Source organism: Streptomyces sp. CC224B, assembly GCF_030010595.1.
Classification (GTDB): domain Bacteria; phylum Actinomycetota; class Actinomycetes; order Streptomycetales; family Streptomycetaceae; genus Streptomyces; species Streptomyces longispororuber.
Genome location: NZ_JASCXL010000090.1, coordinates 1 through 19,058, shown reverse-complemented (window position 1 = coordinate 19,058; position 19,058 = coordinate 1). Strand labels below are relative to the sequence as shown.

General features: G+C 74.7%; 20 protein-coding genes and 1 pseudogene. 10 read left to right on the top strand and 11 right to left on the bottom strand.

Features of this window, described 5'->3' with window-relative positions:
- Nucleotides 1-77: 77 nt before the first annotated feature.
- Complete coding sequence (locus QK440_RS29800) at nucleotides 78-1,262, top strand: zinc-dependent alcohol dehydrogenase (RefSeq protein WP_282796334.1); 1,185 nt, start codon at nucleotides 78-80, stop codon at nucleotides 1,260-1,262.
- A 263-nt stretch (nucleotides 1,263-1,525) separates the two neighbouring features.
- Nucleotides 1,526-1,834, top strand: coding sequence for a hypothetical protein (locus tag QK440_RS29795; protein WP_282796333.1), 309 nt, complete (start codon nucleotides 1,526-1,528; stop codon nucleotides 1,832-1,834).
- Between the two features lie 89 nt (nucleotides 1,835-1,923).
- Here the strand turns inward: QK440_RS29795 and QK440_RS29790 are convergent.
- Nucleotides 1,924-2,374 (bottom strand): annotated as a pseudogene (locus QK440_RS29790) (phosphatase); the annotation flags it as partial.
- 210 nt (nucleotides 2,375-2,584) lie between these two features.
- On the opposite strand from QK440_RS29790, the gene QK440_RS29785 reads away from it, so the two are divergent.
- Both QK440_RS29785 and QK440_RS29780 read left to right on the top strand, forming a co-directional pair.
- Complete coding sequence (locus tag QK440_RS29785; RefSeq protein ID WP_282796332.1) at nucleotides 2,585-2,917, top strand: NAD(P)-binding protein; 333 nt, start codon at nucleotides 2,585-2,587, stop codon at nucleotides 2,915-2,917.
- 24 nt (nucleotides 2,918-2,941) lie between these two features.
- A complete protein-coding gene (locus tag QK440_RS29780) occupies nucleotides 2,942-3,967 on the top strand; it encodes an FAD-dependent monooxygenase (protein WP_349239326.1) in 1,026 nt (341 codons plus the stop codon).
- 89 nt (nucleotides 3,968-4,056) lie between these two features.
- Here the strand turns inward: QK440_RS29780 and QK440_RS29775 are convergent, their stop codons facing one another.
- Complete coding sequence (locus tag QK440_RS29775; RefSeq protein ID WP_282796330.1) at nucleotides 4,057-4,299, bottom strand: DUF6480 family protein; 243 nt, start codon at nucleotides 4,297-4,299, stop codon at nucleotides 4,057-4,059.
- Nucleotides 4,300-4,428: 129 nt separating this feature from the next.
- Here QK440_RS29775 and QK440_RS29770 point away from each other — a divergent pair, with 129 nt between their 5' ends.
- Nucleotides 4,429-5,238 (top strand): SDR family oxidoreductase, encoded by an 810-nt coding sequence (locus tag QK440_RS29770; RefSeq protein WP_282796329.1) that lies wholly within the window; start codon nucleotides 4,429-4,431, stop codon nucleotides 5,236-5,238.
- Between the two features lie 100 nt (nucleotides 5,239-5,338).
- On the opposite strand, the gene QK440_RS29765 is transcribed toward QK440_RS29770, so the two are convergent.
- The 3 genes from QK440_RS29765 to QK440_RS29755 all read right to left on the bottom strand — a co-directional run bounded on the left by QK440_RS29765 (nucleotide 5,339) and on the right by QK440_RS29755 (nucleotide 6,392).
- Nucleotides 5,339-5,650: a hypothetical protein gene (locus tag QK440_RS29765; protein ID WP_282796328.1), complete on the bottom strand. Its 312-nt coding sequence runs from the start codon at nucleotides 5,648-5,650 to the stop codon at nucleotides 5,339-5,341.
- A 101-nt stretch (nucleotides 5,651-5,751) separates the two neighbouring features.
- Nucleotides 5,752-6,111 carry a DUF6479 family protein gene (locus tag QK440_RS29760; RefSeq protein WP_282796327.1) on the bottom strand — a complete coding sequence of 120 codons (360 nt, stop codon included), beginning with the start codon at nucleotides 6,109-6,111 and terminating at the stop codon, nucleotides 5,752-5,754.
- Between the two features lie 86 nt (nucleotides 6,112-6,197).
- A complete protein-coding gene (locus QK440_RS29755) occupies nucleotides 6,198-6,392 on the bottom strand; it encodes a hypothetical protein (protein WP_282796326.1) in 195 nt (64 codons plus the stop codon).
- 104 nt (nucleotides 6,393-6,496) lie between these two features.
- Here QK440_RS29755 and QK440_RS29750 point away from each other — a divergent pair, with 104 nt between their 5' ends.
- On the top strand, nucleotides 6,497-7,246 hold the full coding sequence (locus QK440_RS29750; protein ID WP_282796325.1) for a dienelactone hydrolase family protein: 750 nt from the start codon (nucleotides 6,497-6,499) through the stop codon (nucleotides 7,244-7,246).
- A gap of 36 nt (nucleotides 7,247-7,282) precedes the next feature.
- Here QK440_RS29750 and QK440_RS29745 read toward each other — a convergent pair whose 3' ends face one another.
- Nucleotides 7,283-8,083 carry a GNAT family N-acetyltransferase gene (locus tag QK440_RS29745; RefSeq protein ID WP_282796324.1) on the bottom strand — a complete coding sequence of 267 codons (801 nt, stop codon included), beginning with the start codon at nucleotides 8,081-8,083 and terminating at the stop codon, nucleotides 7,283-7,285.
- A 411-nt stretch (nucleotides 8,084-8,494) separates the two neighbouring features.
- Here QK440_RS29745 and QK440_RS29740 point away from each other — a divergent pair, with 411 nt between their 5' ends.
- Complete coding sequence (locus QK440_RS29740) at nucleotides 8,495-10,078, top strand: MFS transporter (RefSeq protein WP_282796323.1); 1,584 nt, start codon at nucleotides 8,495-8,497, stop codon at nucleotides 10,076-10,078.
- Here the strand turns inward: QK440_RS29740 and QK440_RS29735 are convergent.
- Nucleotides 10,045-10,512, bottom strand: a complete 468-nt coding sequence (locus QK440_RS29735) for an MSMEG_6728 family protein (protein ID WP_282796322.1) — start codon at nucleotides 10,510-10,512, stop codon at nucleotides 10,045-10,047. The genes QK440_RS29740 and QK440_RS29735 overlap by 34 nt on opposite strands.
- 342 nt (nucleotides 10,513-10,854) lie before the next feature.
- On the bottom strand, nucleotides 10,855-13,125 hold the full coding sequence (locus QK440_RS29730) for a catalase (RefSeq protein ID WP_282796321.1): 2,271 nt from the start codon (nucleotides 13,123-13,125) through the stop codon (nucleotides 10,855-10,857).
- Nucleotides 13,126-13,770: 645 nt separating this feature from the next.
- Between QK440_RS29730 and QK440_RS29725 the strand changes: the two genes are divergently transcribed.
- Nucleotides 13,771-13,962: a hypothetical protein gene (locus QK440_RS29725; RefSeq protein ID WP_282796320.1), complete on the top strand. Its 192-nt coding sequence runs from the start codon at nucleotides 13,771-13,773 to the stop codon at nucleotides 13,960-13,962.
- Between the two features lie 77 nt (nucleotides 13,963-14,039).
- Here QK440_RS29725 and QK440_RS29720 read toward each other — a convergent pair whose 3' ends face one another.
- Nucleotides 14,040-15,368, bottom strand: a complete 1,329-nt coding sequence (locus QK440_RS29720) for a styrene monooxygenase/indole monooxygenase family protein (RefSeq protein WP_282796319.1) — start codon at nucleotides 15,366-15,368, stop codon at nucleotides 14,040-14,042.
- Nucleotides 15,369-15,511: 143 nt separating this feature from the next.
- Nucleotides 15,512-16,183, bottom strand: a complete 672-nt coding sequence (locus tag QK440_RS29715; RefSeq protein WP_282796318.1) for a molybdopterin-dependent oxidoreductase — start codon at nucleotides 16,181-16,183, stop codon at nucleotides 15,512-15,514.
- Between the two features lie 218 nt (nucleotides 16,184-16,401).
- Here QK440_RS29715 and QK440_RS29710 point away from each other — a divergent pair, with 218 nt between their 5' ends.
- Entirely contained in the window at nucleotides 16,402-16,959 is a 558-nt protein-coding gene (locus QK440_RS29710; RefSeq protein ID WP_282796317.1) for a TetR/AcrR family transcriptional regulator, read from the top strand.
- 68 nt (nucleotides 16,960-17,027) lie between these two features.
- On the opposite strand, the gene QK440_RS29705 is transcribed toward QK440_RS29710, so the two are convergent.
- Entirely contained in the window at nucleotides 17,028-17,792 is a 765-nt protein-coding gene (locus QK440_RS29705; RefSeq protein WP_282796316.1) for an NAD(P)-binding domain-containing protein, read from the bottom strand.
- Between the two features lie 317 nt (nucleotides 17,793-18,109).
- Between QK440_RS29705 and QK440_RS29700 the strand changes: the two genes are divergently transcribed.
- Nucleotides 18,110-18,985, top strand: coding sequence for an aminoglycoside phosphotransferase family protein (locus QK440_RS29700; protein ID WP_282796355.1), 876 nt, complete (start codon nucleotides 18,110-18,112; stop codon nucleotides 18,983-18,985).
- Nucleotides 18,986-19,058: the final 73 nt, after the last annotated feature.

Genomic DNA, 19,058 nt, shown 5'->3' with positions numbered 1-19,058 from the left:
CCCGGGCATGGTCCCGGCCCGGCGGGAGACCCGGGGCCGTACGACTTCCCGGCACGAGCCACCCACAGGAGGCACTGATGCGAGCACTGACCTGGCACGGCAAGCGGGACGTACGCGTCGACACCGTTCCCGACCCCGTCATCAAGGAGCCGACCGACATCGTCGTACGGACGACGTCCACCGGTATCTGCGGCTCCGACCTGCATCTGTACGAGGTCCTCGGGCCCTATCTCGATCCGGGCGACATCCTGGGGCACGAGCCGATGGGCATCGTCGAGGAGATCGGCCCGGACGTCACCGAACTGGCGGTCGGCGACCGCGTCGTGGTGCCCTTCAACGTCAGTTGCGGCACCTGCTACATGTGCGGCCTCGGACTGCACTCGCAGTGCGAGACCACCCAGGTCAAGGAGCGGGGGACCGGCGCCTCCCTGTTCGGCTACACCAAGCTGTACGGCCAGGTCCCCGGCGGCCAGGCCGAGTACCTGCGCGTCCCGTTCGGCAACACCCTGCCGATCAAGGTGCCGGAGGGCCCGCCGGACGACCGGTACGTCTACCTGTCCGACGTGCTGCCCACCGCCTGGCAGGCCGTCGACTACGCGAACATCCCGCCCGGCGGCACCGTCACCGTCCTGGGGCTCGGCCCCATCGGCGCCATGGCGGCCAGGATCGCGCTGCACCGGGGCGCGAGCCTGGTCGTCGGCGTCGACCTGGTGCCCGACCGGCTGAGCCGGGCGAGCCGGGACGGGGTCAAGGCCCTCGACCTGCGGCGGCACGGCAAGGACATCGGTGACGCGATCCGCGAGCTGACGCAGGGGCGCGGCACGGACGCGGTGATCGACGCGGTGGGCATGGAGGCACACGGGGCGCCGGTGGCGAAGGCCGCCCAGTGGGGCGTGGGCCTGCTGCCCGACGCCCTGGCGGAGAAGCTCATGGAGCGCGTCGGCGTCGACCGGCTCAACGCCCTCTACGCCGCCATCGACATCGTGCGCCGCGGCGGGACGGTCTCGCTGTCCGGCGTCTACGGCGGGGCCGCCGACCCGCTGCCGCTGCTGACGATGTTCGACAAGCAGCTCCAGCTCCGCATGGGCCAGGCCAACGTGTGGCGCTGGGTGGACGACATCCTGCCGCTGCTCACGGACGACGACCCGCTCGGCGTGGACGACTTCGCGACGCACCGCCTGCCCCTGGAGAAGGGCCCGGAGGCGTACCGGACGTTCCAGGCCAAGGAGGACGGGATGATCAAGACGCTGCTGCAGCCGTGACACCCGCCGCGACACCATTCGTGCCTGTGCCTGTGCCCGGGAAGAGCCCCTGACGGCACCGCGCGGACCCTGGGAGCGCCCTGAACGAGCGTGCGGCGGACGCGTACCACCAGCGGGGCGACTGAGGCACCGTGTCGTGGTGCCGTCGGCGGGTACGCGCGTCTCCACGCAGGTCGCGCCACGCCGGACGCCAGAGCGGCACCGGGCCGATCGCACCACGTACCACGAATCACGAGCCACGGACCACGAACGGAGACCGAGCGATGGAGAACATCCAGAACCCCCCGTCCCCCGGCAAGGACGGCCCGCCCGTGCCCAGGGACCTGCCCGACCAGCAGGCCACGGACGAGCCGGACCCCTGGGACCTGGAGGAGGGCGCGGGCGAGTCGGACGCCGAGCGGGAGTCCGAGGGCACCTCACGCCAGGGCGGCGGGGACGGACGCGAGGCGGACGGACGGGACGTACCCGAGACGGACGAGGCGGGCACCGGCCGGGCCGGTCAGGGCGAGGCCCCGCGGTCCCGGCCGGCGTCGGGCAGCGACGACCCGGAGCCGGAGGAGCCCACGGCCTGACGGCGGGCGGAGCCGTCGGCCCGGTCCCAGGAGGAGCCGTCGGCCCGCCCTCGGGCGGAGCCCTCGGCCCGGCCCCGGGCCGACACGAGGGCCAGGATGTGCGGGACGGCCTCGCGCAGGCTGGTGAAGTGCCGGTGCACGCCCTCTGCCGCGACCGCGGCGTTCACGCCCCACACCGTCATCCCGGCGCGCAGCCCGGCCGTCACGCTCCTTGTAGTTCGAGGTCGCCAACGCCCAGGAGCCTGAGGGCAGTTCGCGCAGCAGCCGGGCTGCGCCGTCGAAGGCCGTGTAGTCCCCGGACCGGACGTCGTCGTCCTCCAGCGCGTGCAGCAGGGCCAGGCACGCGCGGGGATCGCGGTCCGCGGCGACCTGCGCGAAGGTCTTCATGGGGCGGGTGCGCAGTGCGACCCGGTAGACCTCCTCGGCGTCGAGGCCGTACTGCTCCGCCCAAGTCGCCCAGACCCGGCGCTGGTTGGCCACCGCGACGACCAACGTTCCGTCGACGTCGAACAGGACGTACGTGCCGTCAAGGCAGGACAGGCCCGGTCCCGGGCGGCACGCCCTCTGGGAGCACAGGGAGCACAGGGAGCACAGGGAGGACAGGGGGCACAGGGGCGGGCACGGCCGACGCGGCCCGGACGTCGCCGCGGGCCCGCGGCGGCGTGTGCTTCCGTGCGCTCCTCCGCCACGCGCCCGCGCAGGGTGGACGATGGAGCGTCAGCGGAGCCTGCCCGAGAGGAACGACCGGCCATGGCCAAGAGCGCCGAGAGCAAGGACAGCCTCGCGAGCGACCCCCGCTGGGGCAGGGCCGTCGTGGTCGGGGGAGGGTACGCCGGGCTCGTCACCGCGCGGGTCCTGGCCGACCACTTCGCCGAGGTCCTCGTCCTGGAGCGCGACCCGGTCGGCCCGGACACCGGCGTGCACCCGCACGTCCCGCAGGGCTACCACGCCCACGCGCTGCTCGCCCGGGGCGGCGACGTCCTGGAACGGCTCTTCCCCGGCCTCCGGTCGGAGCTCCGGGAACTGGGCGCGCCCGTCTTCGACTACGGCGAGCGCATCAGCTTCCTGCTGCCCACCGGCTAGCCCCGCGACCCGGTCGGCGTACCCATCCAGACCTGCACCCGGGACGAGCTCGAACGGCGGCTGCGGCAGCGGGTGACGGCGCTGGCGCGGGTCCGTCTGCTGCCCGGCACCCGCTGCGAGACGGTCACGGGCAGCGGCCCCGGCCGCCTCGACCGCGTCCGCCACCGCGGGCCCGGCGCCGAGGGGCCGACCGAGGTCGCCGCCGACCTGGTGGTCGACGCCTCCGGCCGCTCCACGTCCGTCGACCGCTGGCTCGGCGACGCGGGCCTGCCGGTGTCCGGCAAGGCCGTCGTCAAGGCGAGGATCACCTACACGTCCGCGTCCTACGCCCGCCCGCCGCGGGACCACCAGGACTTCGACATCGCGTACCAGATGACCTTCGCGCCGGACGTGCCGTGCGGCGGGGTGGTGCTGGCCGTGGAGCGGCACCGCTGGATGAGCTCGCTGTTCGGCTTCGAGGGGCACGTGCCGCCCGCCGACGACGACGGCTACCTCGACTTCGCCCGCTCCCTGGGCAACCCGCGCCTCGCCGAACAGATCAAGAACGGCACCCGGGAAGGGGAGATCCACCGCTACACCAACCCCGGCAACGAGTGGCGGCTGCACCACAAGAACGCGCGCTGGCCCGAGCGGCTGCTCGCGGTCGGCGACGCGGTCTGCCTGTTCAACCCGGTGTACGGACAGGGGCTCACCGTCGCCGCGCTCGAAGCGGAGCTGCTCGCCCGGCTGCTGCGCGAGCGCCGGGCCGGAACCCGGGACCTCGACGGACTCAGCCGCGCCTACCAGCGCGCCGCCGCCGCGCTCATCAAGGTCCCCTGGACCCTGGCCACCAGCTCGGACCTCATGTGGGCACCCGGAGGAGGCCAGCCGCGGTCCGCGCGCTTCGCGCACTGGTACAACCGGCAGGTCCTGGCGGTCGCCGCGCACGACCCCGACGTGTGGGCCCGGTTCGTGCGGGTCCTGAACATGATGGCCCCGCCGTCCCTGCTGCTGCGCCCGTCCGTGATCGCCAAGGTGGCGCGCCGGTCCCTCACCCGCCGACCGGGGTGAGCCACCTTCCACGCCGCACAGGGGCGCCCCGCACGGTGGCCGTACGCGTACGGCAGCCGTCGTCGTGCGCGGCAGGCCGGCCGTACGTGTCAGAGCAGCAGGACGAGCGCGTAGACGAGGAAGAAGGCGGCCACCAGCACGACCATGCCGATGATCAAGGTGAGGGGGGCCTTGGCCCACCCTTTCGTCGGATTGTGCACCTCGCGGGGACCGGCTCCCGGCATGCTGCTCTCCGCGGGCGGGGTCTCTCCGGGAGGGACGCTTCCTCCGGCGTCCAGGCCCGTGGTGCTCTGCGGTTCCGGATCCGGGTTCGGATTCGTCGAAGAGGTCATGGGATATGAATCCCACCAATCCTCATATTGCTCACCTTCCGGGCGGCACGGATGTGTGACCGCGGGCCGTGTGGAGGGGGCGGCCAGGGAAACCCGTACGTCGTCCGCAGTCGAAACCCTGGAGGTCCCGTGACCGCCCCCACCCCTTCTTCCCCCCGCGTAGCCCTCATCACGGGCGCCGACTCCGGCATCGGCCGGGCCACCGCCGTCCGTCTCGCCGAGGCCGGGCTCGACATCGGGATCACCTGGCACGGCGACCACGAGGGCGCCGAGGAGACGGCACGGGAAGTCGGCCGGCACGGCCGGCGCGCGGCCGTCGCCCGGATGGACCTGTCCCGCCCGGCGGAGGGGGCACAGGTGATCGACGACCTCGCCGACGAGCTCGGCCGGGTCGACGTCCTGGTCAACAACGCCGGTACCGGCACCGCCACCCCCTACCTCGACCTGACGCACGAGGACGTCCAGCACGTCATCGACGTCGACCTCGTCGGCCCGTTCCTGTGCGGCCAGCGCGCCGCGCGCCGCATGATCCGGCAGGGGAGCGGCGGCCGCATCGTCAACGTCACCTCGGTGCACGAGCACCAGCCCCGCGTGGGCGCGGCCCCCTACTGCGCCGCCAAGGGCGGCCTCGGCCTGCTCACCCAGGTGATGGCGCTCGAACTCGCAGAGCACGGCATCACCGTCAACTCCGTCGCGCCCGGCGAGATCGCCACCCCCATGACCGGGCAGGAGGACACGGACGTGCACGAGGAGCAGCGCCCCGGGATCCCGCTCGGCCGCCCGGGTGACGCCCGTGAGATCGCCGCCGTGATCGCGTTCCTCGCCGGTCCCGACGCGTCGTACGTCACGGGCGCGTCCTGGGTCGCGGACGGCGGCATGCTGCGCATGGGGCCGCAGGCAGGGTCGCACCTCCAGAGCGACGACTGGCGGCGCCCCTGAGACAGGCCGGGGGAGAGGGGCCCGGGGGACCTGGCCGGAGGGGAGGGGTCCGGCGGGGGCGGTACGGGACGCGGTGGGCGCTCAGGCCGGGCCGTCCGCGTCAGACATCGTGACCCCGGGCCCTGAGCCACCGGTGCACGGCCTCCTTGTCGGCCACGGTGACGCGGAGGTGCCCCTCCCGCGTGGGCCCCTCGTCCTCGTTGAAGGCCGTGTCCGTGACGCGGGCCGTGGCCCAGTCGGCCAGCTCCCGCGCCGCCTCGGCGGACAGGCGGCCGTCCCGCCACGCCTGTTCCGCGTGGTCCGCCGCCCGCGGCGCGTGCTCCGCCGCCTCCGCGAGCCAGGCCGGGACCAGCCGTTCGACGACCTGCTGGTCCGAGGCGGCGTGCGCGGGTGAAGGGGTGGATTCCGTCATGGCTGTCGAGTCACCACATTCCCGAAGGTGAAGCCGGATTCCCGAAGGTGAAGCCGGCGCGCGGACACCGCCGGTGGCCGCGGGACGGGCGCGGCGCGGAGTCAGCCCAGGCCACCGCCGCCGAAGCTGCTGTTCCTGCCCTTCCTGTGGTCGGCCTCGTCCTGTGAGGGGCTGGGGTGCGTGCTCGACGTGCCGTACCCCTCCTTGAGCTCGTGCGGGGTGAGCCAGCCCCCGTCGTGCGGCACTTCGTCCGCGTCGCGGTACTCCCGGATCTCCCGGACCGGGCCGTCGGGCGGCAGCTTCGGCTGCTCCTCCGGGGTGGGCCGCCTGGACTCGCGTGCCTGGATCCGGCGCCCCCAGATGAAGGCCCCGATGAGGACCGCGACCACGGCCAGTCCGGCGATCCACATGAAGAGGTGGGTCGTGTGGGTGACGGCCAGTTCCCATTCCGTTGCTTTCATAAAAGTGATGTACCCGCCTGTGTCGGAAAAATAGCGAAAATTGGCGCATGGGGACGCGGCGGGCGGCGCAGCCGTGCCGCGCCAGGTCAGGGGGCTTCTTCGTCGGGGTGGGCGCGCTTGTCCAGCGTCCAGTACTCACCGGCGCACCCCGCGGGCAACGGCGGGAACCGGTGCCCCTTCACGTCGGTGCTCCAGTGGTGCTCCCCGCCGCAGTCGCACTCGTAGATCCCGCTGGAGGGCACGACCTCGCCGGGATGCCACGTCGTCTTGTCCTCGCTCATGGACCCAGGTCTACGCCGACGCCCCCGGCCCCGCCACCCGGGCGCGGGCCACCGTCCGGGAGGCGGTTGTGGACCGGCGCCGGCCTCGGGAAGACTGACCGGCCATGCCTACCGAGACCTTGACGATCGCCACCCCGGACGGCCGAGCCGACGCCTTCGCCGCCTTCCCGGACGGGGGCGGGACGCACCCCGGGGTGCTGCTGTACACGGACGCCTTCGGGGTGCGGCCGGAGCTGGAGGGGAAGGCCCGCGAGCTGGCCGCGCACGGGTACTGCGTGCTCGTCCCGAACCTGTACTACCGGCACGGCCCGGCGCCGGTCACCGAGCTTCCCGCGCACATCGGGGAAGAGGTCCGCCCGGCGCTCATCGAGCGGCTGATGCCGCTGATCCAGGAGCACACCACCGACCGGATCCTGCGCGACGCCGAGGCGTACCTCGCGTTCCTCACCGACCGGCCCGAGGTCGCCCCGGGGCCGGTCGGCGTGGTCGGCTACTGCCTGGGCGCCGCCCTGGCGGTGCGCACCGCCACGGCGCACCCCGGCCTGGTGGGCGCCGTCGCCGGGTTCCACCCCGGCTTCCTGGTCACCGACGCGCCCGACAGCCCGCACCGCCGCATCCCCGAACTCACCGCCGAGGTCCACATCGGCCTCGCCGAGGGCGACATGACGCCCGAGGACCTGAGCGCACTCGACCGGGCCCTTCAGGCCGCGGGCGTCGACCACACCACCGAGGTCTACCCGGGCACCGTCCACGGCTTCACCATGTCCGACACCGACGCCTTCGACGCCTCGGCGCTGCGGCACCACTGGGACCGGCTGCTGCCGCTCCTGGAGCGCGCCCTGACCCGCCGCTGACGCCCCGGGCAGACGGCGGCCGGGCGCGGGCGGGGCTCAGCTCTTGAGGCCGTAGAAATGGATCGGCGTGTTCGGCTCGAAACCGATGCGGGGGTAGACCGGTGCCCCGGCCGCGGTCGCGTGCAGCGTGGCGCGGGTCAGGCCGGTGGCCCGGCCCCCCTCGTACAGGGCCTTGCGCGTCACCGCCTCGCCGTAGCCCCGCCGCTCCCACCGCGGGTCCGTGGCGACGAGCACCACGAACAGGCGGCCGTCCGTCTCCACCGTCGCGGCACAGCTCACCGGGACCCCGTCCCGCACCCCGAGGTACGCGTACACCCGGCTCTTCCACAGCGTGGACCCGACGAGTCCGTCGCGGCCGTCCTCCAGCGGGAAGCCGTAGGCGCGCGCGTTGAGGTCCGCGTACGCCCGCAGCTGCTCGTCCGTGGTCACGCGGACGAACGTCAGCTCGGGGTGGGACGGCTCGGGCAGGGGCAGGAGGTCCCCGGCCATGCCGGTGCCCGGGAAGGCGTACGCGAAGCCCGCCTTCTCGGCGGCCGACCGCACGCCCGCGCGCGCCTCGGGAGCGAGCAGGTCCTCGAAGAGCCACAGGAGACCGGGGTGCTCCTTGGCGCGCATGATGTCCGCCGCCTCGCCCAGGCGCTGCTCAAGCAGCGCCGCGCCCGCGTCGGCCTCGGTCAGCGTCACGCAGTTCCAGAAGGCGAACCGGCAGTCGGCCCAGCGCACCGCGATGCCCGGCAGGTCCCGCACATCGGCGGCCGCGTCGCGGTCGAGCACCATGGCCCGCCAGCCCGCGGCGAGCTGCTCCATCGATTCGACCGCCTCGGCACGTCCCGCCATCAGAGCCTCCTGTGAGGTGCAGCTCGAAGATTCCCCTTGAACAAATCCCTCCCTTTGTAAGCCACTTCGCGGACGCGCCGCTCACTTATGGACAAGTCGGCCCCCGGCCTCGCAGCGGCCCCGCCCGGCCCCGCCCGGACCGGGCCTCGCAGGTGGCTCGTTCCGGTGAAAGCCGGGGGCGGTGCGGCGCTGCGCGTTCCCTTTGCCGTGCCGCGCCGCCACGGTGACCCTCTGCTGACCGTGGGTCTCGGCGCAGCCCCGTGCGGGTGTCCGCCGCGGCTGGGCAGCCCTGCCGACGTGCTGGAGCGAGGGGAGTCGCGGCGTGCTGAGTCGGATGCGGGGGAGCCGGGTGCCGGGGAGCCGGATGCCGGGGAGAGCGTACGGGACGGGCGCGCGCCGGGAGTGGGCCGCGTGAGGCCCGGGAGCGTGCCCCCCGGGCAGGGCGCCGGTGCGCGGCGGGGCTGGGCGGCGGGCGTCATGTGTCTGGGCCTGTTCATGCTGGGCGTCGACCTCACGGTGCTCAACGTCGCCGTGCCGCAGTTGCGCGACGGCCTCGGCGCCAGCACGGCACAGGTGCAGTGGGTCGTCGACGGCTACGCCCTGGTGCTCGGGGGCACGGTGCTGGCCGTCGGCGCGCTCACCGACCGGTGGGGGCGCAGGCGCTGCTTCGTCCTCGGCGTCAGCGCCTGCGCGCTGGCCTCGGTGTACGGGGCCGTGGCCGGGGAGCCCTGGCAGGTGGTGCTGGCCCGCTGCGGGATGGGCGCGGGCGCCGCGCTGCTGATGCCCGCCACGCTCGGCGTGCTGCACCACCTGTTCCCGGAGCCGGAGCTGCGCCGCGGGGCGATCGCCGCGTGGGCCGCCGTCGGGGGCCTGGGCGGGCTGAGCGGCCCGGTCGTGGGCGGCTGGCTGGTCGAGCACTCCTCGTGGCGGGCCGCCTTCTGGATCAACCTGCCGCTGGCCGTGGTGATCGTCGCGGCCGCGCTGCTGGTCGTACCGGAGTCCCACGGCCGGCGCGACGCGGCGTTCGACCTGGCCGGCGCCGCGCTGTCCACGTGCGGGCTGCTGGTCCTCGTGTGGGCCGTCATCCAGGCCCCGCACGCCGGCTGGACGAGCCTCACGGTGACCGGGGCGCTCGTCCTGGCCGGAGCGCTGCTGGCCGCATTCGTCGGCTGGGAGAGGCGGACGCCCTCGCCGATGCTGCCGCTGGAGCTGCTGGCGCGCCCAGGGGTGGGGTGGGCCGCGGCCGCGCTGGCCCTGATGTCGTTCGCCCTGTTCGGGGCGCTGTTCGTCCTGACCCTGTACCTCCAGGGGGTGCTGGGGTACAGCCCCCTGGCCGCCGGGGTGCGGACGCTGCCGCTGCCGGGCGGGCTGGCCCTGGGGGCGGCCGCGGCGGTGCTCACCCAGCGCCGGTGGGGCGTCAAGGCGACGGTCGTCACCGGGCTGCTCGTGGTGTCGGGGTCCTTCGTCGTCTGGGCGACCACGACGGACAGCTCGGGGTACGCGCGGTGCGCCCTGTTCCAGGTGATCGCCGGGCTGGGCGCCGGACTGGTCGCCGCCGCCGGCACGGAGTCCGTGATGGACTCCGTGCCCACCGAGCGGGCGGGTCTCGGCTCGTCCATCAACGACGCCACCCGCCAAGTGGGCTCCGCGCTCGGCGTGGCCGTCCAGGGCAGCCTGCTCTCCTCCGTGTTCACCTCGCTGTTCGTCGACGCGCTGGCCGGGCTCCAGGCACCGCGTGGGGTCACCGAAGCCGCCCGGCACAGCCTGCTGGCCGTCCCGGACCAGGCGGCCGGGCTGCCGCCGGCGCTGCGCCTCGCGGTGCTGGGGGAGGCCCGCCACGCCTTCGTCCAGGCCATGACGGTGACGGCGGCCCTCGCCGGTGCCGTCGCTCTGCTGACCGCTGTGGCCGTCGCCGTCCGGCTGCCGTCGGCGGCGGGGCGGGGCGCGGGCGGCGCCCCGGTTCAGCCGGTCCGGTCCGAGGCGGGCCAGACGTAGGGCAGGTCGTCGGGGACGCCGGGGAACAGGGACGCGTAGATCTCGGGGGCCTTGCGCCGCAGGGCCGACTGGTGGCTGCGGTGGAAGGCGGGGTCGCCCAGCCACGGAGGCAGCTCGCCGTCCGCCGCCAGTTGCTCCTGCGTACGGACGCCGCCGTCGGCCCGGTGGGCGGTGAAGTCGGTCATCAGCGTGGCGGCGCAGGTGTCCGCGCGGCCGGTCGCCGTCCAGGCGCCGCAGATGTCCAGGCCGTAGCGGACGAGGGCCTCCTCGTAGCCGATCCACATGCGGACCGCCGGGTGGTTCCGCCAGCCGTACCCGGGCACCGTGAGACCGCGCAGCACCTGCAGGGCCTCGACCCGCTGCTTGCCCAGGCGCCGCGCGTCGAGCGCGGCGGCGGACGCGGTGAAGTCCGGGAAGGGCAGGAACGTCTGCATGCTCATCCTGGGGTGACGGGGCGGCCGGCGCCTGGGCACCGCGGGCACCCGGCCCGGGTCCGGGCGCGACGCGCGGCGGACGGAACGCCCCGGCCGGAACAGCCGCACCGGGGCGGGTGGTGGCCGGGCCCGGGCCGGGTGGTGGTCGTACGACCGGGGCCGATGGCTCGTGCCCCGGCCGGGACGGTGCTCGTACGACCGAGGTGATGGCCCGTGTCCCAGCCCGGACGGTGCTCGTACGACCGGGGGCGATGGCCCGTGCCCCGGCCCGGACGGTGGTCGTCCGGGCCGGGGCACGGGCACAGGGAGGGAGGCCAGCGGGCGGGCCGGGGAGCGGCCTGCTCAGGCGGCGGTGAACCGCTCCCAGGCGCGGTGCTTGCCCATCAGGCCGGTGAGCTCGGCCAGCGCGGCCGTGCCGGAGTCGGCGACCACCACGCCCGGCGCGGTGAGGGGCACGCCGGAGGCCTCGAGGAACGCTTCGCCGCCGCCCCACGCGCCGATGGCCTTGCCGTGCCGGTACGCCTCCGACAGCAGCAGCGCGACGCGCGGGTCGCCGGTGTCCCGCGACGGGAGCGTGGGGAGCGCCTTGGCGTCCCGGGCGCCGTGCGCGTCGGCGCCCGCACCCGGGACCCCGGCGAGCAGGATCGCGTCGAACTCGACGGACCGCGCGGTGGCGAAGGTGCGCTGCACCGTCACCGCGCCGCCGCCGAGGACGCCGCCGGTCGGGGCGACGACCAGCGGGACCATGCCCGCGGTGAGGACCGCCTCGCGGACCGCGTCCACGCCCTCCAGGTCGCCGTCCGGGCCGGTGACGATGCCGATGATCCGGCCCTCCGTGGGCCAGGTCTGCCCCACCTGCGACAGGGCGGGGCTGGGAGCGACGTCGGCCAGGGGCACGGTCGGCTCGGGCGCGGGCAGGCCGAGGCCGGTGGCCACCTCTGAGCACAGGACCGGGTCGATGTTGGCCAGGACCTGCAGGGCCCGTTCCTTGACGGCCTGCTCGTAGCACTTGCCGAGCTCGAAGGTGTAGGCGGCGATGATGTGTTCCCGCTCGATCGGCGTCATGCTCAGCCAGAACCGCCGGGGCTGGCTGAAGTGGTCCGCGAACGACTCCGGGGCCTCCCGGACCTTCGTCGCCTCCGGCACGCGGACGGGCGCCTCGACGAACGCGCCGGTCTCGGCGCCCGCGTGGAAGGGGCAGCCGCCGTCGAGCGAGTTGGGACGGTAGGGCGCCACGCCGCGGTGCACGGCCGTCTGGTGCATGCCGTCGCGCTGCATGTCGTTGACGGGGGCGTGCGGGCGGTTGATCGGCAACTGCGGGAAGTTGGGCCCGCCCAGCCGGGTGATCTGCGTGTCCAGGTAGGAGAACAGGCGCCCGGCGAGCAGCGGGTCGTCGGTGACGTCGATGCCCGGGACCAGGTGGCCGACGTGGAAGGCGACCTGCTCGGTCTCGGCGAAGTAGTTCGACGGGTTGCGGTTCAGCGTCAGCAGGCCGACCGGCTGCACGGGGGCGAGCTCCTCGGGCACGAGGTTGGTCGGGTCCAGCAGGTCGATGCCCTCGAAGGTCTGGTCCGGGGTGTCCGGGAAGACCTGGATGCCCAGCTCCCACTGCGGGAAGGCGCCGGCCTCGATCGCGTCGGCGAGGTCCCGGCGGTGGAAGTCCGGGTCGACGCCGTTGATGATCTGCGCCTCCTCCCACAGCAGGGAGTGCACGCCCAGCTTGGGCTTCCAGTGGAACTTCACCAGCGTCGTCTCACCCGCGGCGTTGACCAGCCGGAACGTGTGGACGCCGAAGCCCTCCATCATCCGGTACGAGCGCGGGATGCCGCGGTCGGACATGTTCCACAGCGTGTGGTGCGCCGCCTCGGAGTGCAGGGTGACGAAGTCCCAGAAGGTGTCGTGCGCGCTCTGCGCCTGCGGGATCTCCCGGTCCGGGTGCGGCTTGCCCGCGTGGATGACGTCCGGGAACTTGATGGCGTCCTGGATGAAGAAGACCGGGATGTTGTTGCCCACCAGGTCGAAGACGCCCTCGCTGGTGTAGAACTTGGTCGCGAAGCCCCGGGTGTCGCGCACCGTGTCGGACGAGCCGCGCGAGCCGAGGACCGTGGAGAACCGCACGAACACCGGCGTCTCCTCGTCCTCGGCGAGGAAGGCGGCCTTGGTGACCTCGGCGGCCGTGCCGTAGCTCTGGAACACGCCGTGCGCGGCGGCGCCCCGGGCGTGGACCACGCGCTCCGGGATGCGCTCGTGGTCGAAGTGCATGACCTTCTCGCGCAGGTGGTGGTCCTGCAGCAGGACCGGTCCCCGCGGCCCCGCCTTGAGCGAGTGATCGGTGTCGTACAGGCGGGTGCCCTGAGCGGTCGTCAGGTAGGCGCCGGACTGGGCCATGCGGGCCTGCTCGGTACCGGTCGGCTGGCCGGTGGGCGACACGGTGTCCGGGCCGCTCTGGTCCGGCTTCGGCGGCAGCGGCTCACGCGGCTCCGTCGGCTCCGCCACCGAGGGGGACTCCGGCCCGGGCTTGCCCGGGACCCTGTCCTTGGGTGCGTCACCGTCGCCCTGGAGACCTTCGGTGATCTTCTGGGCTGCCCGCTTGAGGGGGTTGGCCTCACTCATCGAGGACGCTTCCTTCGTCTCTGGCCGGTCACCTCGCGGTGGCCGGGCGTAGGGATGCCGCTGCACAGGGGGAGTGGAGCGCCATACCTGCAGGTGTCTGTATGTGTTCGTATGTGTCTTTGTATGTCTTCGTATGCCTGGGTATGGGCTTCCGTCGCTGTCAAGGTCTCACGGGGCGGTGGGCCCCGCACCGCTCGCGCGTCGACGGAGTGACCCGGTGCGCCACCCGGGCGCGGTTCGAACGGCCGTGGTGTCGCGGCGGGCCCGTGCGCGGTGCCCGCTCCTTCCGCTCTCGCCCCGCCCGGCGTCCGCCGTCGCCTCCGCCGTCACCCGCGCGTCGGCCACGGCGGCTGCCCGCTCCATGTACCCCGTCAACGGGGAACATTCGCGCGCGGCGCGATCGGCGTCGCGGGGCTCGGCTCCCGGCGGCGCGCGAAGCTCTCGGCAGTGCCCTGAAAGCGCGGTATGCGGCCTCGGGCCCCGGCCGCGCTCGGTGTGCGGTACGTCGCCGTACGTCGCGGCTCGTCGCGGTACGTCGCCCCGGTGGGAGCGCGGGGGTCCGGTCCGGTGGCGACGGGGGTGGGGGGCGCGGACGATGGTGGGGCGGGCGGGGACCACGACCGCGACACGGAAGGGCCGAGTGCCATGGCGAACCCCCAGCAGCCGGAGATGCGGCGCAGCGACAAGGGAGCGAGCACTCCCCAGGACAGCCGGGAGCTCAAGGCGTCGCAGGAGACCAGGCGCGGCTCCCGGGCCCACGGCACGGACCGCGGCGGCAAGGGCGGCGGCGAAGGAGGCGGCACGCCGCCCGCGCAGCGTCCCGACCACCCGGGCTGAGGCCGTCCGCGCGGCGCCCCGACCCGGCTGAGGCGGTACGCGCAGCGCCCCGACCACCCGGGCTGAGGCGGTACGCGCTACGCGCTGGACGCGCCGGACGGTCCTGGCGAGTCGGCCGAGTCGGTCGAGTCGCGAGGGGCGGACGAGCCGGACGCGTCCCGCCCCCGGGCGAACCGGGCGAGGTAGGCCTCGGCCCCGGCGGGGTCCAGCAGCCACGGGCCGTAGGACGGCGGATCGGCGTAGCCGTTGGCGAACCGGTGGGCGACCTCCGGCTCGTCGAAGGCGGCATCGAGGACCCGGCGCGCGTGGTCGGGCTGCGGCTCGCGCAGCATGAACTCGGTGAAGGCGTGCGTGTGCCGGGCGCCGTCCCAGTACGCGGCGAAGGTGCGCCGCATCCACGCCTCGTCGAAGGGCAGTTCCCCACGCTCCCGGATGGCGGCCAGGTAGCCGCTCGCCGCCCGGGCGGCGTTGTTGGCGCCCTGCCCGGTGATCGGGTCGTGGACGGCGACGGCGTCCGCGAGGCCCAGCACGGCCCGGCCGCCGTCGACGTGCGCCACCGGGCGGCGGACCGCCGGGGTGACGCCGCCGTACAGGGCGGCCCCCGCGTCGGTGGGCTCGGCGGCGCGGAACCGCTCGTACTCCCACGGCGCGTACGTCCGGAGCAGCCCGAGGGCGCGCCGCAGGCCGTCGGCGGCGGAGGGCCGGTCGGCCCAGCAGTCGAACGCGCCGCCCCACTTGCCCTCGAACAGCAGGATGTCGCACGGGCCGCCCACCGTCAGCGCGCGCATGACGATCACGTCACCGGTCGTGGGCACCCCGGTGGTGCGCACGTACGCGGCGGCGGGGTCGGAGCCGTCGTGGGCGGCCCCGCGCACGTAGAAGCAGGCGAGCGTCCGCGCGGGCCGGTCGTGGCGGGGCCACGTGGGGTCGGGGGCGAAGAGCGCGGACAGCTCGCCGCGCCCGGTCGCGAGCACGGTGAGCTCGTGGGCGGCGGCGAGGGCGCCCACGTCGGCGGGGCCGACGGACCGGTACTCCGGGCGCCCGCCGCGCTCCTGGAACAGCTCCAGCCACGCCGCCAGCTTCACCCGCTGGTCCACGGAGCGCACCTCGTCGTCGAACCGCGCGGCGAACCGGCGCACCGGTGCCCGGGGTTCGGCCTCCGGATCCCAGGTGCTGAGCTCGAACCCCGGCATCACGGGCGCCGTGTCGTCCCACAGCGCGAGTCCGGCCGCCCGTTCCAGGCGCAGGGCCGGGCCGAACATGAGCTGGGTCGAGGTGACCCGCCCGCCCCGGACCTCCTCGGGCGGCCGGTCGGCGACCAGCGTGACGTCGTACCCGGCGTCGAGCAACCCCAGCGCCAACTGCAGCCCTGCCTGTCCGGCCCCCACGATCGCGATCCTGCGCACCTCGTCCTCCTTCCGGCTCCGGCCGCGCCGGCCGGGCACGGTGCAGTCCTACCCGCGCGGAGGCGTCCGGGCCCCCGCGCCCGGGCGGGGCGTCGGGCGCGACAGCAGCCGGGGGCGCGAGGCGGCCGGAGCCGGGCCGGCCCTCACCCCGGCTTCGCGCGGCTACCCCGGGCGCTCAGGGAGCGGATCGGCCTGATCAGACCCCGGTAGACGGGCCGCACCAGGCGCCCCGGAAGGTGCCGGTGCCGCTCCTCAAGCCAGACCCTCGCCCTGGGGTGCCCCGCCACGGGCGACCAGCGGTCGAAGTCCGGCGGCCTGGACGTGTGGAACGAGATGCCGCACAGGTGCTTCGTACTGACGAAGCCGTACTGGCCCGGGCTGACCAGCCGCACCGGAGCGCCGTGGTCGCCGTCCAGCGGCTGCCCGTCGAGCCGGTCGGCGAGGAGCACGTCCTCGGCCAGGGCGTCCTCCAGCCACGCGGTCGACCGGTACCCGTCGAGCCCTTCGAAGACGACATGGCTGATCCGCGCGCCCGGCGTGAGCAGCGGTTCGATCCGCGTGCGGTAGAAGGGCCCGAACGCGACCCCTTCCCACAGCAGATCGGTCGCCGACCACCCGGCGACGCAGTGGAAGTCGGCCCGCAGCTCCCGTCGCGGCAGGCCGGCGAGGTCGGCCACGGACAGCGTGAGGGTCTCGGTCAGGGCCCCGCCGATCACGATCACCGGGTCGGCGGGGACCGGCGGGGGCGGGCGGTGGAGATGGGTGCCGAAGCGCGGGAACCCGTCGGCGGCACGTTGGCCCGGGGGAAGCGTCATGTTCGGTCCTCCACGGGGCGGGTGCCGCAGGGCGTCACCTCGACGCGCTCCGGGCGCGGTGCCGGAGCCCGCAGACCGGGCGCCGGTGTCCGGGCCCGGGGCCCGAAGGCCGGGCGGCGGTGCGGCAGCGCACCCCTGATCCATACAGTGCTGTATGGAAGACGACAGTAGGCTGATCCATACAGTGCTGTACAGAAGGCGGAGAGGTGACCTGCGTCATGGCCACGGTGCGTACGCCGCGCGGCAGTTGGATCGCCGAGGGCCTGCGGGCGCTGCGCGACGGCGGGGTGGAAGCGGTGCGGATCGAGCTGCTCGCCCAGGCGCTCGGCGTCACCCGAGGGGGCTTCTACTGGCACTTCTCCGGCCGCCAGGCCCTGCTGGAGGACATGCTCGACGCCTGGGAACGGGACGTGACCACGGCGCTGATCGAGAAGGTCGAGGCGGGCGGCGGCGACGCGCGGACCAGGCTGCGGCGCCTCTTCTCCCTCGCCGCGTCCGGCGACGGCCTGCTCACGGACCTCCGCACCGACTCCGCCGTACGCGACTGGGCGCGGCGCGACCCGGCGGTGGCGGAGCGGCTGTGGCGCGTCGACAACCGGCGGATGGACTATCTGCGCCGCCTGTTCGGCGGGTTCTGCGCGGACCCCGACGAGGTCGAGGTCCGCTGCACGCTCTGCTTCACGGTGTGGATCGGCAACCGGCTGCTGACCGTCGACCACGGCGGCCGCAGCGCGGCCGAGGTCATGGGACTCATCCAGGAACGCCTGTTGCGCTGACGTCACGTGGTGCGCGTCCCCGGCCGCTCGCGCCCGCGGGCCACGACAGGCCGGTCACGGCAGGCCGCTCACGACAGGTCGGCGAGGAGGCCGTCGAGGGCCTTCTTGAGCGCCTCGGCGTTGGCCGTGTCGAACCACGTGGTGCGGACGCGTTCGTTGTTCCCGCCCGGGGTCTCGTGGTCGGCCGCGAGCCGGTGCAGGGAGCGGTCCTCGTCCCCGAGGGCGCGGCCGACGCCCTGGAAGAGGCCGCGGACGTAGCGCTCGGCCTCGCCCTGGTCGATGCCGTGCTCGGCGGCCCACGTCGTGAGCGTGGCGAGGTACGCGTAGTGGGCGGTCAGCGTCCCCGTCAGCGCCGAGAACACGTTGTACGCCGCCTCGTCCGCGACCGGGAGTACGCCGCCCAAGTGCTCGAAAAGGGCGTTCACTTCGGGGTGCGAGGGGCACACCACCGTGACGGAGCGGCGCTCGCGCACGGCCGGCAGGGGAATGGCCCGGACCAGCGGGGCCTCGGTGTCCAGGGCCCGGCGCAGGTCGTCGTTGCCGACCCCGGCCATGAGGTTGACCACCGTCTTGTCGCCGCCCACCCGCAGCCCGGCCAGGGCCGCGTGCCGGTCCTGGCGGCGTACGGCGATGACGACCAGCTCGGAGCGGTCCACGACCTCCTGGTTGTCGGCGCACACCCGTACGCTCTCGTGGCGCCCGGCCAGTTCGGCGGCGGTGCGGGCGCCCCGGGGGGAGAGGAACACCTCCGGCGACGGGCCGCTCCCGTCGCACAGGCCCGTCACCAGGGCCCGGCCTATCTCGCCCACTCCGATGATGCCGATGCGTTTCACTGCGTGTGCCTCCATGAGGGTGCGGCCCTGGGGTGGGCCTCCGGGAAAGGTTAAGTCCCTTGGCGCGCCGCCATGACGGCCTGCGGACGGCGGCCCGCCCGTGGCGCGGAAAATGCGTCGACACCCGGTCCCGCGACACGCTGTGATGATCCCGACCGCCCGCCGACCGCGGTGGGCCGACCCCGGGAGCAGTGCCTGTGACGACCCGAGCAACCGACGCGGCCGGGGCCGGGGAGGGCACGCGCGCCGCGTCCACGGGGGCCGGGGACGCGCGCCCCGAGCCCGCGGCGGACACCCGCCCCGAGCCCGCGGAGGACGTGCGCCCCGCCATCGACACCGCCCTGGTCAGGCGCCTGGTCGCCACGCAGTTCCCGCAGTGGGCCGGCCTGCCTCTCGAACGGGTCGAGCCGGGCGGCTCCGACCATGTGATCCACCGCCTCGGCACGGAGCTGTCCGTGCGGCTGCCCCGCCACGCGGGGGCCAGGGCGCAGGCGGAGAAGGAGGCCGTGTGGCTGCCGAGGCTCGCCCCGCGGCTGCCCCTGGCGGTGCCGGTCCCCATGGGCGTGGGGGAGCCCGACTTCGGCTACCCCTGGCCCTGGGCGGTGTCGCGCTGGCTGGACGGGGAGGTGGCGACCGTCGAGGCGCTGGCCGACTCGCGCGAGGCCGCCGTCGCGCTGGCCGGGTTCCTGACCGCCCTGCGGCGGTGCACGCCCGAGGCCGTGCCGGAGCGCCCCGGAACCGGCGACCTGGCCAGGCGGCCGCTGGCCGACCGGGACCGGGCCACGCGGGCCGCCATCGCCGAGGTCGACGGCGTGTTCGACGCCGCGGCGCTGACCGGGCTGTGGGACGCGGCGCTCGCCGCACCGGAGGAGGACCGCGGGCCGGTGTGGGTCCACGGCGACTTCCACACGGGCAACCTCCTGACGGCCGACGGCCGCCTCAGCGCGGTCATCGACTTCGGCGAACTGGGCATCGGCGACCCGGCCTGCGACCTGATCATCGCCTACACCCTCCTGTCGCCCGCCGGCCGGGCCGTCTTCCGCGAGGCCCTGGACGCGGACGACGCGACGTGGCTGCGGGGCCGCGGCTGGGCCCTGGCCACCGGGCTCAACGCCTACACCGCGTACGCCGCCGTCAGCCCCCGTGTCGCCGCCCAGACGGCCCGGCAGATCAGCCAGGCCCTCATGGGCTAGGTCCTGTCTGACAAAGGATCTTGGGTGGGTTCGCGGAGCCAGAGGATGAGTGCGGCGAGGCGGACGCCGGCTC

Coding starts and splice junctions, on each gene's coding strand:
- QK440_RS29760 (WP_282796327.1), bottom strand. CDS start 6,111: ATGAAAGCAACGGAATGGGAACTGGCCGTCACCCACACGACCCACCTC.
- QK440_RS29775 (WP_282796330.1), bottom strand. CDS start 4,299: ATGACCTCTTCGACGAATCCGAACCCGGATCCGGAACCGCAGAGCACC.
- QK440_RS29800 (WP_282796334.1), top strand. CDS start 78: ATGCGAGCACTGACCTGGCACGGCAAGCGGGACGTACGCGTCGACACC.
- QK440_RS29745 (WP_282796324.1), bottom strand. CDS start 8,083: ATGGCGGGACGTGCCGAGGCGGTCGAATCGATGGAGCAGCTCGCCGCG.
- QK440_RS29735 (WP_282796322.1), bottom strand. CDS start 10,512: ATGCAGACGTTCCTGCCCTTCCCGGACTTCACCGCGTCCGCCGCCGCG.
- QK440_RS29715 (WP_282796318.1), bottom strand. CDS start 16,183: ATGACGCTTCCCCCGGGCCAACGTGCCGCCGACGGGTTCCCGCGCTTC.
- QK440_RS29730 (WP_282796321.1), bottom strand. CDS start 13,125: ATGAGTGAGGCCAACCCCCTCAAGCGGGCAGCCCAGAAGATCACCGAA.
- QK440_RS29725 (WP_282796320.1), top strand. CDS start 13,771: ATGGCGAACCCCCAGCAGCCGGAGATGCGGCGCAGCGACAAGGGAGCG.
- QK440_RS29755 (WP_282796326.1), bottom strand. CDS start 6,392: ATGAGCGAGGACAAGACGACGTGGCATCCCGGCGAGGTCGTGCCCTCC.
- QK440_RS29795 (WP_282796333.1), top strand. CDS start 1,526: ATGGAGAACATCCAGAACCCCCCGTCCCCCGGCAAGGACGGCCCGCCC.
- QK440_RS29785 (WP_282796332.1), top strand. CDS start 2,585: ATGGCCAAGAGCGCCGAGAGCAAGGACAGCCTCGCGAGCGACCCCCGC.
- QK440_RS29765 (WP_282796328.1), bottom strand. CDS start 5,650: ATGACGGAATCCACCCCTTCACCCGCGCACGCCGCCTCGGACCAGCAG.
- QK440_RS29710 (WP_282796317.1), top strand. CDS start 16,402: ATGGCCACGGTGCGTACGCCGCGCGGCAGTTGGATCGCCGAGGGCCTG.
- QK440_RS29750 (WP_282796325.1), top strand. CDS start 6,497: ATGCCTACCGAGACCTTGACGATCGCCACCCCGGACGGCCGAGCCGAC.